Below are 11,386 nucleotides of genomic sequence, written 5' to 3'. Positions count from 1 at the left end.
TCTGTCGCGCGGCGGCTTCGGGATGAGCGCACGCGGTTTCGGCGGCGGGGCGGGCGAGTGATGCGCCGCACCGATTGCAGCCCGCGCCGCGACTGGCAGGCGCGGGTCGAGGAGCTTGGCCTCGTCTGGCATAGCGTTGGCGGCCAGCCTTATTGGGACGAAAGCGCCTGCTATCGCTTTTCGCTGGCCGAGATCGAGACGATCGAGCGCGCCAGTGCCGAGCTGTACGAGATGTTCCTCGCCGCCGGGCAGCATGTGCTCGACCGCGAATTGCTCGGCGATTTCGGCATTCCCGCTTTCTGCCACAATGCGATTTACGATTCCTGGAATGCCGAGCCACCGGCGCTCAATTTCGGGCGGTTCGACCTGGGCTATGACGGGTCTGGTCCGCCCAGGCTGTTCGAGTTCAATTGCGACACGCCGACCTCGCTGATCGAGGCGGCGGTGATCCAGTGGGACTGGAAGGAAGCGGTCTTCCCAAGCCATGACCAGTATAACAGCCTGCACGAGGCGCTGATCGCCAAATGGCGCGACATCGCGCCGCCGCCGGGGAGCAGCGCGCTCTATCTGGCGCATATCGCGGATGCGGCGGGGGAGGATAGCGTGACCACCGCCTATCTCGCCGACACCGCGCGCGCGGCGGGGGTCGACACGCGGCTGATCGAGCTGAAGGATCTGGGCTGGGATAGTGCGGGTCGGCGCTTCGTCGATCTCGACAACATGCCGATCGACGCGATCTTCCATCTCTATCCGTGGGAATGGCTGGTCAACGAGCCGTTCGGCGGCGAGCTGATCGAGAGCCTGAGCAGCACTTTGTGGATCGAGCCGATCTGGAAGATGTTGTGGAGCAACAAGGCGATCCTGGCGGTGCTGTGGGAGCTGTATCCGGGGCACCCCAATTTGCTGGAGACGCGGCGGGCACCGCTTGTCGGCGACCATGTCCGCAAGCCGTTGCTGGCGCGCGAGGGGGCCAATGTCACGCTTGTGAAGGGCGGGGCGACGCTGGCCGAGACCGGCGGCGATTATGGCGAGGAAGGCTTCGTCTATCAGGCGCTGTACGATCTGCCCGGCAGCGGCGAGCAGCGCCCGGTGCTGGGCGCATGGATCGTCGATGGCGCGCCGGCGGGGATGGCATTCGCGAGGACGGGCCGATCACCGGCAACACCGCGCGCTTCGTGCCGCACATCATCGAAGGGTAATATGTCCGAGCACCAGTACACCGCGCGGATCGCCTGGACCGGCAATCGCGGCGAGGGGACGCGGCAGTATCGCGGCTATGACCGGACGTGGCAGATCGTGACGCCGGGCAAGCCGGTGATCGAGTGCTCGAACGATCCGTTGCTGGGCGGCGATCCGGGCCTGCCCAACCCCGAGGATTTGCTGCTGGCGACGCTCTCGGGCTGTCACATGCTGTGGTATCTGCATCTGGCGAGCGTCGCCGGGGTGGTGGTGACCGCCTATACCGACGACCCGCTCGGCATCGGCGAAAGCGCGCCCGATGGGACGGGGCGGTTCGTGAAGGCGGTGCTGCGGCCGCGGATCGAGCTGCTCGCGGGGAGCGATCTGGCGGTGGCGGATGCGATCCACGCGCGCATCCACGCGCATTGCTTCATCGCGCGATCGGTGAATTTCCCGGTCGAATATGCGGCGACCTATATCGAGCGGTGATCCGGTGCGCCCGACTCGGAAGGTAACGAAGGTAAGGGCGCGTTATAGGCGGAGTGCGACCAATCTCGTCTTGCTGTCGATGAACCGAGTACGGTCGATGGCGGCAACGATGAGAAAGAGCATGCGGGGCGAGATTTTCATACTTCCCGCGTGTAGGACAACGCTTTCGTAAGGTTCGATCAGCGCGCGCTCAAAACGTGCTTCCCCGGCGAAGGCCGGGGCCCAGTTGCGAAGGTGGAACTTATCAAGCGCTAGAGTGTGATGACGTTTGACGGACTCCCCTCCCTTCAGGAAGGGAGGGGCTTCCCCGGATCGAAGTAACGTCATCCCGCTTTAGCGCTCGCCCTGTGCCGTTCCTCGCCTGGACCCCGGCTTTCGCCTGGGAAGGGCTTTATGGAAAGGCGTTGCGCCCCTGCGCAGGCGGTCAGCGCGAGCGGCGGGGCCAGTTATATTGGCTGCTCTCGAACGACACGACCGCACCGGCATTGTCGCCGAGCGGGATCGCGGCGGTGCCGTAGATGCCGCGCGTGCCGTTCGATCCGATCATCGCGCCGATTTCGCCGTGAATGCCGGGACCGGTGCCTGGGAGGCGCTCGCCGCGGGCGGCGGCGGCGCTTTCCACGGTGTTGCTGTTGAGGATGGCGTCGCGTTCCTTGTCGGACAGCCGGATCGTGTCGCCCGAAGACGGTGCCGCCGCTGCAGCCACAGCAGGAGTAGCCGGCACGGTCGCTTGCTGCTGGGCGAAGCCTGCCGTCGGCAAACCCGCAGCGGCGGAAAGGAGCAGCAGAGCGGGGCGCATCGGACGAGTCATAAGAGTCACTGTAGCGCAGATGTGGGTGATCGCCAACGTGCGCCGAAACCCCGCTTAGCTGGTGACCGCCTCGATCACCGCCGCGCGCAGTTCGGGGATGCCGAGGCCGGTTTCGCTCGACGTCACCAGAATCTCGGGGTGCGCCGCCGGGCGCTTGCGCGCTTCGTCGGCGGTGGCCTGGGTGACCTCGGCCAGTTCGCTCGCCTTGATCTTGTCGGCCTTGGTGATGACCATGCGGTAGCTGACCGCCGCCTTGTCGAGCATTTCGAGGATGTCGCGGTCGACATCCTTGATGCCGTGGCGCGCGTCGATCAGCACCAGCGCGCGCTTGAGCACGTCGCGCCCGCGCAGGAAATCATTGACCATGAAGCGCCACTTCTTGACCATGTCCTTGGGTGCCTTGGCAAAGCCGTAGCCGGGCATGTCGACCAAGCGGAACGCCAGCGGGTTGCCGACGTCGAAGAAGTTCAATTCCTGCGTGCGGCCCGGCGTGTTCGAGGTGCGCGCGAGCGCATTGCGCCCGGTCAGCGCATTGAGCAGCGACGATTTGCCGACGTTGGAGCGCCCGGCAAACGCCACTTCGGGCACCACCGCATCGGGCAGGAACTCGATCGTCGGCGCCGATTTGAGGAACGCGATCGGCCCGGCGAAGAGCTTGCGCGCGGCTTCAATGTCTTCCGGCTCGAAACTCACTTCTTCACCGCCGGTTCTTTGAGGCCGGGATGGCGGGCGTAGAGCAGGCGCTGCTGCGCGACGGTCCACAGGTTGGAGGTGATCCAGTAGACCTGCAGGCCGACCGCGAACGGGGCCATCACGAACATCAGCATCCACGGCATGATCGCGAAGACCTGCTTTTGCGCTTCGTCCATCGGTGCCGGGTTCAGCTTGAACTGGAAGAACATCGACACGCCGAGCAGCACCGGCACCACGCCGATCGCGAGGAACGACGGCAGGTGATAGGGCAGATAGCCGAACAGGTTGAGGATCGTCGCAGGGTCGGGTGCCGACAGATCGTGGATCCAGCCGACGAACGGCTGATGCCGCATTTCGATCGTCAGCAGCAGCACCTTGTACAGCGAATACATGATCGGGATCTGGATCAGGGTCGGCAGGCAGCCCGCGAGCGGGTTGACCTTTTCGGCCTTGTACAGCGCCATCACTTCCTGCTGGGCGCGGGCCTTGTCGTCCTTATACTTTTCCTGGATCGCCTTCATCTTCGGCTGGATCGCCTTCATGGCGGCCATCGAGGCGAACTGACGCTGCGCGACGGGGAAGATCAAAGTGCGGATGGTGACGGTGAGCAGGATGATCGCGACGCCGAAGTTGCCGATCATGCGGAACAACCAGTCGAGATATTTGAAGATCGGCTTTTCGACGATCTCGAACCAGCCCCAATCGATCGCCTTGCCGAAATGCTGGATGCCGAGGCGATCCTCATACCGGTCGAGCGTGTTGGTTTCCTTGGCACCGGCGAAGAATTTGGCGGTCGAGACGAGCGCCTTGCCCGGTGCGACGACGCGCGGGGCGAGCGTGAAATCGCCCTGGAACACGTCGCCGTTTGCAGCGTGGAAGCCCGCCCGAACCGGCGCGCCGTGATCGGGGATGACGGCGGCGAGGAAGTATTTGTCGCCGAAGCCGAGCCAGCCGCCGGTGGAATTGAAGAAATTCTCGCCAGCCTTGGCCGAATTGCCCCAGATCTTGCCGAGGAAGCTCGCTTCCTTGCCCTTCAGATTGTCAAAGGTGATGTCATAGGTGGCACCTTTGTCGAACACGCCGATCGGGCCGATATGGTTGGTCCAGGTATCGGCCTCGGTGCCGACGCCGGCGCGCGAGACGAGCGCATAGGGGCGCAGCGAAATCGGCGCGGGGCCGGCATTGGCGACGGTCTGGCGCACCGTGAACATATATTTGGCATCGACCGCGAAGGTCAGCGCGAAGCGCTGGCCCTGCTTGTTGTCCCAATAGAGCGTGACCGGCGTATTGGAGGTCAGCGTCGTGCCATTGGCGGTGAAGACGGTATCGCCATTGGGGACGGTGACGCCGTCACCATTCCAGCCGAAGCCCGCGAAATACGCATCCTTGGTGCCGCGCGGCGACAGCAGGCGGATCGGCGGGGAATTCTTGTCGATCGTCTGCTTGTATTTGGTCAGCGTCAGATCATCGATCCGCGCGCCCTTCAGGTTGATCGAGCCTTGCAGATCGGCGGTCTGGATCGCCACACGCGGGGTTTCGCGGCGAACGATTTCCAGATCGCGAACCTGCGCCGGGGTCGTCGCGGCCGGGCTTCCGCTGGGCGGAGGGACAACCTGGCTCTTGCCATCGACCAGCTTGGTCGCGGGCGGGTTGGCGACATGCGGGAAATAGCGAGCCGACAGGAAATTGCCGCCCAGCAGAATGATCGCGGCCAGCACCGCGAACAGGATGAAATTCCGGGTATCTTCTTTCACGCGGGTGTCTTCCGTTCGATCAGGGCACTGGATCGGGTCCGTACCCGCCCCAGGGATGGCACCGCGCGATTCGCTTGGTTGCCAACCACCCGCCTTTCACTGCGCCATAGCGGCGAAGCGCGGTGATTGCATAGGCGGAACAGCTTGGGGTGTAGCGGCACGATGGCGGCAATACCGCCGAGGGGCCAATTTGCCAGCCGCGTACCAGCAGGATGAGGAGGCGAGTCAGCACGGCGAGGCGTCGGTATGACCGTTCGCCCTGAGCCTGTCGAAGGGCCCCAGCCGCACGAGCGTCGATGCGTGTAGCGAGCTGTGCTTCCACAAGCTCAGCACGAACGGAGTGGGGTGATCCTTCACCGTGCCGCCTTCGCCAATGCTTTGGTGAGTTCGGCCCGCAATGTGGCGAAATCGCGCTCGATTCCGCCGTTGCGGCCGATCAGCACATGGTCGGCACCGGGCACGCCCTTTTCGGGCAGCAGCTCGCGCGCCAAGGCCCGCAACCGCCGTTTCATGCGATTGCGAACCACGGCGTTGCCGATTTTCTTGGTGACGGTGTAGCCGACCCGCATGGCGGGATCGCCATCACCGCGGGGGCGCACTTGCAGGACGAATCCCGGCATGGGTGCGCGCTTTCCCGCATTCGCCGCGAGAAAATCCGCGCGGCGGGTGAGCGTGCGTAGGTCGGCAGGGCCGACGGGTACGCTTACGCCGAGAGCTTCTTGCGGCCGCGGTTGCGGCGCGCGCGAATCACGTTGCGACCGCCCGGGGTCGCCATGCGCGAGCGGAACCCGTGGCGGCGTGCGCGCACCAGATTGCTCGGCTGAAAGGTCCGCTTCATCGTTCATTCCCTAAAATTCTGCACGGGGCACGTCGAAATAGAAAATGGCCGCCACGAGGACGGCCTTGAAGGTGCGCGCTTACCGAGGACGTGCCGGAAAGTCAACGTGTGCGATCGTTGGTTGGTGGTGCGAGGATCTCGGCGAGCCGCGCGCGAAAGCTGGCGGGCGGGCCGTCTTCCCGCGCTTCCCGGTCGCGCGCGCGGCGGCGTGCGGCGCTTTGGCGGCGCAATCCCATATCGGCATAATGGCCGAGCCTGGGCCAGCGGCGCTTGGCGGTGACGAAATGCTTTTTGGCGCGGTGCGAGTTTTGCAGCACCAGCGCGAGGCCGGCGGCAAACACGAAGATGCCGCCTGGCCCCGGAATCGCGCCGACGATCGGCGAGAGAATCACCAGCACCACGCCACCGGAAACAAGGCCCGTGCGGACCAGCGGATTACGGGACGTCATCATCGACAGGCATGTGGGGCCGGTGTCTTGTTTGCGCAAGACGCCGCCCGGCGCTGTTCCCTCTGCCGGAAAACCCGGTATGCTCCAGCGGCGTCCGGGGGGATCACAGATGGCAGCAAGCGTATCCACGGTGGCGTATCTCGGCCTCGAGGCGCGCGCGGTCGAGGTGCAGGTGCAGTTGATCCCGGGCTTACCCGCCTTCAACGTCGTTGGACTGGGCGACAAAGCGGTGGCGGAAAGCCGCGAGCGGGTGCGCGGGGCGATTGCGGCGATGGGGCTGGCGCTGCCGCCCAAGCGGATCGTGGTCAACCTGTCCCCGGCGGATTTGCCCAAGGAAGGATCGCATTTCGATTTGCCGATCGCGCTGGCGCTGCTGGGCGCAATGGGCGTGGTCGATGCGGAGACGCTGAGCGATTATGTCGTGGTGGGCGAACTCGGGCTCGACGCGCGAATCGCGCCGTCGCCGGGGGTGTTGCTGGCGGCGCTGCATGCGTCGGAACGCGGGATGGGGCTGGTGTGCCCGGCGGCGCAGGGCTCGGAAGCGGCCTGGGCGGGGCAGGGGGTGCTGGCGGCACCCGACATCCTGTCGCTGATCAACCATTTCAAGGGGCATGGCCTGCTGAGCGAGCCGTTGCCCGGCGACGCGGACGATGTCGGCCACGGGCCCGATCTGCGCCAGGTTAAAGGGCAGGAGACGGCCAAGCGTGCGCTCGAAATCGCGGCGGCGGGCGGACATAATCTGCTGATGGTGGGGCCGCCGGGCGCGGGCAAATCGCTGATGGCATCGTGCCTGCCGGGAATTCTGCCGCCGCTCGATGCGAGCGAGGCGCTCGAGGTGTCGATGGTGGCGAGCGTCGCGGGGACGCTGACCGGTGGGCGGCTGACTCGCCAGCGGCCGTACCGCGCGCCGCATCATTCCGCGTCGATGGCGGCGCTGGTCGGCGGCGGGTTGAAGGTCAAACCGGGCGAGGTCAGCCTCGCGCATCTGGGCGTGCTGTTTCTGGACGAACTACCGGAATTTCAGCGCGCCGTGCTCGATTCGCTGCGCCAGCCGCTGGAAGCCGGGACCGTCAGCGTCGCACGTGCCAATGCCCACGTCACTTTCCCGGCGCGGGTGCAATTGATCGCGGCGATGAACCCGTGTCGTTGCGGTCATCTGGGCGACGCGGCGCTTGCCTGTTCGCGCGCGCCGCGCTGTGCAGCCGACTATCAGGCGAAGGTCTCGGGGCCGCTGCTCGACCGCATCGATCTGCATATCGAGGTGCAGGCCGTGAGCGCCGCCGATCTGGTGTTGCCGCCGCCAAGCGAAGGCTCGGCCGAGGTCGCGGGGCGTGTCGCGGCGGCGCGGGCGGTGCAGCGAACGCGCTATGCTGACCATGCGGCGCGCACCAACGCCGATGCGGACGGCGCTTTGCTCGACGCCGTCGCCACTCCCGATGCGGCAGGATGCACGCTGCTGGCGCAAGCGTCGGAAGCGATGCGTTTGTCGGCAAGGGGCTATACGCGCATCCTGCGGGTTGCGCGGACGATTGCCGACTTGGCCGGTGCCGAGACGGTCGGGCGCATTCATGTTGCCGAGGCGCTAAGCTATCGCCGTCAGGCACCTCGCAATTAGTCGGGCTCAGTCGAAGGTGAGGAACGCCGGCTTGCCGTCGAGATAGCAGTGCGTCGGATTATCGAAGCGAAATCCGCCTGGACCCAGCCTCCGCAAGACGTGTGCGCAGTGCGCGGTGGCACGCGCTCCGGCCTGGACGATCGCGGCCGACCTCAGATATGCGTCGGTGGCCAGGACGCCGTGTCCGGCACGCGTCAGCTTTCCCGATGCGACCGCACTTTCGACCTCCCGCCGGACCGTCGAATAGCTCATGCGTAAGGTACGGGCGAGTACGGTGATGGCGATGGGCTCGCGCAAATCCTCGGGCGGAGCGGTATCGGCTTCCCCATAGCGGCGGCTCAGTTCCGGGTCGCGCGTGATCTTGCGCGCACCGGCGGTTGCCACGGTGTGCACGACCACAAGCTCGAGCCAGCTTGCATGCGCGTCCCGAATGTAATCGAACGGCGCAAGCACCAGGTCGATCGCCGCTGCAATGGTAGCGTTCGGATCATAGAAACGATCGACATGATTTGGCGGCAGGGGAACGCCCATCTGTGACAGATCTTCGATGACACTGACCATGTGGTCGTGCAGCGAACGCAGCAAGGTCGCAAAGGCGGGCAGGGCCAGCGTCTCGCTCCGAACGCTCACGCGTGATCGACGCGCTGGCAAATCCCGTCGTCGATCAAGGCGTGGACGTGCCGTCGTACCGTCTCGAACGGTCGATTGAGCGACATTGCGACCGCATTGATACTGATGCCGTCCACGACCGAAGGCGCGGTCGACGCCAGACCGTTACAGAAAGCGCGAAGGCCGCTACTGCCGCGCAAGATCATTAGCAGGAAAATCGCTCGATCGAACGGGATTTTTCGCTGGAGATGCTCTTCCAGAACGCGGACCACATCCAGTCCAGACGCCAATTGCATCTGGCTGACAATGCGACCGATCATGCGGCTCCCCGGCCGCGCCGCAACTTCCCACTGCAAATGTTGCACCGATCCGATCGCTCCCCACCGCCCTGTGCGAACGGCTCTTACCCGATTTGCTCAAATGACGCATGTGATGTTTATCAAACTGGGTAACCATAGGGTGTAATATTTCAAATGGGGCCGTAACGATTCCATTGGGCGGGGGAATTGTATGGCGGGACACGGCGAAGCGTACGGGGGAGCGGACCTTGTCTCAATCGACGTCGCGCCGCCTGTCAGGCGCGAGTCGTTTCCAGGTGCCGCGTTGCAGAGCGCGCGCGAGGCGATGGGCGAGTCGCTCCGCGATGTGTCCCGCCATACGCGAATTCCCGAGCGCCACCTCGAGGCGATCGAGCGCGCCGATTATCGCGTTTTTCACGCGGCGCTTTACGCCGTCGGTTTTGCCCGCACCTATGCACGCCACGTCGGCTTGACCGAGCCCTGGATCGCCGAGGCGGTTCGCGCGCACTATCTCGCTGAGCGATTGCCGGAACGCGATGCGGCCCCCGGTCTGGAGAGCCGTGCAATACAGAGCGCTGTCCCGGCGATTCTGGCGGCGGTGCTGTCAATCTGCGCGGTATTGATCTTGGTGGGCTGGCTTCTGCGCATGTGGGGTTGATGTCCGGCGCGGTCGCGGCTAACAGCACCGTCCACGCTGCGGGTGTGGTGAAATTGGTAGACGCGCGGGACTCAAAATCCCGTTCCGCAAGGAGTGTCGGTTCGACCCCGACCACCCGCACCATCTACGTTACGCTGCGGCCAGCTCCAGCGTTTCGCTGATCTCGAACCACACGGCCTCGGCGGCCTCCAGCTTTTTCGAAATCTGCGCGTGCTGCTTGGTCAAGTCGGCCGGACTTAGCCGCGCGAGCCACGCCTCGGCGGTGCTTGGATCGAGCATCGCGCGGTCGATCGCACCCAGCTGCTTGGTGAGCTTGGCGACCAAAGCCTCAGCCTCATGCGCGCGCTTTTGCAGGGCGACCGCAGCGGCGCTCAGTTGCGGCTTGTCGTCCTTCTTCGCGGCCTTGGCCTTGGCACCTTCGCCACCGCCATCGCCTGCCAGCACGAAGGCGATATAATCCTCCATGCTGCCGGCATATTCCTTCGCGGTGCCGCCATCGACCAGCACGAGCCGGTCGGCGGTGAGTTCGACCATGTGGCGATCGTGGCTGACCAGGATGACCGCGCCGTCATAGGCATTGAGCGCCTGCACCAGCGCTTCGCGCGCATCGACGTCCAAATGGTTCGTCGGCTCGTCGAGGATCAGCATGTGCGGCGCGTCGCGCGTGATCAGTGCGAGCGCGAGGCGGGCGCGTTCGCCGCCCGAAAGCTTGCCGACCTTCTGCGTCGCCTTGACGCCCGAGAAGCCGAAGCGCCCGAGCTGCGCGCGCACCGCACCCGGTGTCTTGCCCGACATCATGCGGGTCATATGTTCGAGCGGGGTATCGTCGCCGTCGAGTTCCTCGACCTGATATTGGGTGAAATAGCCGACGCGCATCTTGCCGCTGGCGTTCATCGCGCCGTCCATCGTCGGCAATTGTGCGGCGAGCAGGCGGGCGAGCGTAGTCTTGCCGTTGCCGTTGCGGCCCAGCAGCGCGACGCGATCATCGGGATCGAGCCGCAGATTGAGGCGCTGCAGGATCGGCTTGTCGGCATAGCCGACCGCTGCCATGTCGAGCGTGATCAGCGGCGGGCGTAGTTCTTCAGGGCTCGGGAATTCGAACGACAGCGTCGGATCTTCGACCATCGACGCGATCGGCTGCATCTTCGCCAGCATCTTCTGGCGGCTCTGCGCCTGCTTGGCGGTCGAGGCACGGGCGCTGTTCTTGGCGATATATTCGCTCAATTTGGCACGCTGCGAATCCTGCGCGGCCTTGGCGGCGGCGAGCTGGGCGACGCGCTCGGCACGCTGGCGCTCGAAGCTGTCATAGCCGCCGGTGTAAAGATGGACCTTGCCGCCTTCGAGATGGAGGATCGTGTCGACGACATTGTTGAGCAGATCGCGCTCGTGGCTGATGACGACCATCATCGCCGGATAGCTTTTCAGGAAATTCTCGAGCCACAGCGTCGCTTCGAGATCGAGATGGTTCGAGGGCTCGTCGAGCAGCAGCAGATCGGGTTCGGAAAAGAGCAGGGAAGCGAGCGCGACGCGCATCTTCCAGCCGCCCGAATAGGAATCGAGCGGGCGGCCCTGCATTTCCTCGTCAAAGCCAAGGCCGACCAGAATGCGCGCGGCGCGCGCGGGGGCGGTGTAGGCGTCGATCGCGGTCAGCCGGTCATAGACGGCTCCGAGACGATCCGGGTCCTGGCAGGTTTCGGCCTCGGTCAGCAGCGCGGCGCGCTCGGTATCGGCGGCGAGCACGGCTTCGATCGGGGTGGTGGTGCCGCTCGGCGCTTCCTGCGCGATATAGCCGATGCGGGTGCCGCGCGGCATCTCGATCTCGCCGAGATCGGGTTCGAGCTGGCCGATCATCACCTTCATCAGCGTGGACTTGCCAGCACCATTGCGCCCGATCAGGCCGACCCGGCTCTTGGGGGGCAGGGCCGCGCTCGCACCGTCGAGGATCGCGCGCCCACCGAGGCGCACCGTGATACCATTGATATTCAGCATCGG

General features: G+C 65.1%; 12 protein-coding genes, 1 tRNA gene and 2 pseudogenes. 5 read left to right on the top strand and 10 right to left on the bottom strand.

Going from position 1 to position 11,386, the window contains the following annotated elements:
- Nucleotides 1–60: 60 nt before the first annotated feature.
- Nucleotides 61–1,199 (top strand): annotated as a pseudogene (locus NW75_RS05840) (glutathionylspermidine synthase family protein).
- The gene (locus NW75_RS27235) at nucleotides 1,129–1,668 is read left to right on the top strand and encodes an OsmC family protein (protein WP_331386009.1); all 540 of its coding nucleotides are present in this window, start codon (nucleotides 1,129–1,131) and stop codon (nucleotides 1,666–1,668) included. Before NW75_RS05840 ends, NW75_RS27235 begins: the two are co-directional and overlap by 71 nt.
- 424 nt (nucleotides 1,669–2,092) lie before the next feature.
- Here NW75_RS27235 and NW75_RS05825 read toward each other — a convergent pair whose 3' ends face one another.
- From NW75_RS05825 to NW75_RS05800, 7 genes and pseudogenes are all read right to left on the bottom strand, one after another.
- Nucleotides 2,093–2,467, bottom strand: a complete 375-nt coding sequence (locus NW75_RS05825; protein WP_033964274.1) for a hypothetical protein — start codon at nucleotides 2,465–2,467, stop codon at nucleotides 2,093–2,095.
- A 66-nt stretch (nucleotides 2,468–2,533) separates the two neighbouring features.
- Entirely contained in the window at nucleotides 2,534–3,172 is a 639-nt protein-coding gene (gene yihA / locus NW75_RS05820) for a ribosome biogenesis GTP-binding protein YihA/YsxC (protein WP_033964273.1), read from the bottom strand.
- Nucleotides 3,169–4,926 carry a membrane protein insertase YidC gene (yidC, locus tag NW75_RS05815; protein ID WP_033964272.1) on the bottom strand — a complete coding sequence of 586 codons (1,758 nt, stop codon included), beginning with the start codon at nucleotides 4,924–4,926 and terminating at the stop codon, nucleotides 3,169–3,171. Before yidC ends, yihA begins: the two co-directional genes overlap by 4 nt.
- Before the next feature lie 19 nt (nucleotides 4,927–4,945).
- Nucleotides 4,946–5,158, bottom strand: a complete 213-nt coding sequence (yidD, locus tag NW75_RS23525; RefSeq protein WP_081988645.1) for a membrane protein insertion efficiency factor YidD — start codon at nucleotides 5,156–5,158, stop codon at nucleotides 4,946–4,948.
- A 121-nt stretch (nucleotides 5,159–5,279) separates the two neighbouring features.
- Nucleotides 5,280–5,591: pseudogene (gene rnpA / locus NW75_RS05810) on the bottom strand (ribonuclease P protein component); the annotation flags it as partial.
- A gap of 38 nt (nucleotides 5,592–5,629) precedes the next feature.
- A complete protein-coding gene (gene rpmH / locus NW75_RS05805) occupies nucleotides 5,630–5,764 on the bottom strand; it encodes a 50S ribosomal protein L34 (protein WP_010162954.1) in 135 nt (44 codons plus the stop codon).
- Nucleotides 5,765–5,865: 101 nt separating this feature from the next.
- A complete protein-coding gene (locus NW75_RS05800) occupies nucleotides 5,866–6,216 on the bottom strand; it encodes a hypothetical protein (RefSeq protein ID WP_231564984.1) in 351 nt (116 codons plus the stop codon).
- 106 nt (nucleotides 6,217–6,322) lie between these two features.
- Between NW75_RS05800 and NW75_RS05795 the strand changes: the two genes are divergently transcribed.
- A complete protein-coding gene (locus tag NW75_RS05795) occupies nucleotides 6,323–7,828 on the top strand; it encodes a YifB family Mg chelatase-like AAA ATPase (protein ID WP_033964270.1) in 1,506 nt (501 codons plus the stop codon).
- Between the two features lie 6 nt (nucleotides 7,829–7,834).
- On the opposite strand, the gene NW75_RS05790 is transcribed toward NW75_RS05795, so the two are convergent.
- Both NW75_RS05790 and NW75_RS05785 read right to left on the bottom strand, forming a co-directional pair.
- Nucleotides 7,835–8,458: a hypothetical protein gene (locus NW75_RS05790; protein ID WP_033964269.1), complete on the bottom strand. Its 624-nt coding sequence runs from the start codon at nucleotides 8,456–8,458 to the stop codon at nucleotides 7,835–7,837.
- The gene (locus NW75_RS05785; RefSeq protein WP_033964268.1) at nucleotides 8,455–8,757 is read right to left on the bottom strand and encodes a hypothetical protein; all 303 of its coding nucleotides are present in this window, start codon (nucleotides 8,755–8,757) and stop codon (nucleotides 8,455–8,457) included. Before NW75_RS05785 ends, NW75_RS05790 begins: the two co-directional genes overlap by 4 nt.
- 190 nt (nucleotides 8,758–8,947) lie before the next feature.
- On the opposite strand from NW75_RS05785, the gene NW75_RS05780 reads away from it, so the two are divergent.
- Together NW75_RS05780 and NW75_RS05775 are read left to right on the top strand one after the other, a co-directional pair.
- Complete coding sequence (locus NW75_RS05780) at nucleotides 8,948–9,394, top strand: helix-turn-helix domain-containing protein (RefSeq protein WP_052192253.1); 447 nt, start codon at nucleotides 8,948–8,950, stop codon at nucleotides 9,392–9,394.
- Nucleotides 9,395–9,432: 38 nt separating this feature from the next.
- Nucleotides 9,433–9,517: transfer RNA gene (locus NW75_RS05775), tRNA-Leu, on the top strand.
- Between the two features lie 6 nt (nucleotides 9,518–9,523).
- Here the strand turns inward: NW75_RS05775 and NW75_RS05770 are convergent.
- Nucleotides 9,524–11,383: an ABC-F family ATP-binding cassette domain-containing protein gene (locus NW75_RS05770; protein ID WP_033964267.1), complete on the bottom strand. Its 1,860-nt coding sequence runs from the start codon at nucleotides 11,381–11,383 to the stop codon at nucleotides 9,524–9,526.
- Nucleotides 11,384–11,386: the final 3 nt, after the last annotated feature.

This window comes from Sphingomonas sp. Ant H11 (assembly GCF_000797515.1).
Taxonomy (GTDB): Bacteria; Pseudomonadota; Alphaproteobacteria; order Sphingomonadales; family Sphingomonadaceae; genus Sphingomonas.
The sequence above is the reverse complement of the archived record's forward strand: the minus strand, read 5'-3'. Positions and strand labels throughout refer to the sequence as shown.

Excerpts from the sequence above, each read along its gene's own strand:
- rpmH (WP_010162954.1), bottom strand. The coding sequence starts at position 5,764 with ATGAAGCGGACCTTTCAGCCGAGCAATCTGGTGCGCGCACGCCGCCAC.
- NW75_RS05795 (WP_033964270.1), top strand. The coding sequence starts at position 6,323 with ATGGCAGCAAGCGTATCCACGGTGGCGTATCTCGGCCTCGAGGCGCGC.
- NW75_RS05800 (WP_231564984.1), bottom strand. The coding sequence starts at position 6,216 with ATGATGACGTCCCGTAATCCGCTGGTCCGCACGGGCCTTGTTTCCGGT.
- NW75_RS27235 (WP_331386009.1), top strand. The coding sequence starts at position 1,129 with ATGGCATTCGCGAGGACGGGCCGATCACCGGCAACACCGCGCGCTTCG.
- NW75_RS05780 (WP_052192253.1), top strand. The coding sequence starts at position 8,948 with ATGGCGGGACACGGCGAAGCGTACGGGGGAGCGGACCTTGTCTCAATC.
- NW75_RS05785 (WP_033964268.1), bottom strand. The coding sequence starts at position 8,757 with ATGATCGGTCGCATTGTCAGCCAGATGCAATTGGCGTCTGGACTGGAT.
- NW75_RS05825 (WP_033964274.1), bottom strand. The coding sequence starts at position 2,467 with ATGCGCCCCGCTCTGCTGCTCCTTTCCGCCGCTGCGGGTTTGCCGACG.
- NW75_RS05770 (WP_033964267.1), bottom strand. The coding sequence starts at position 11,383 with ATGCTGAATATCAATGGTATCACGGTGCGCCTCGGTGGGCGCGCGATC.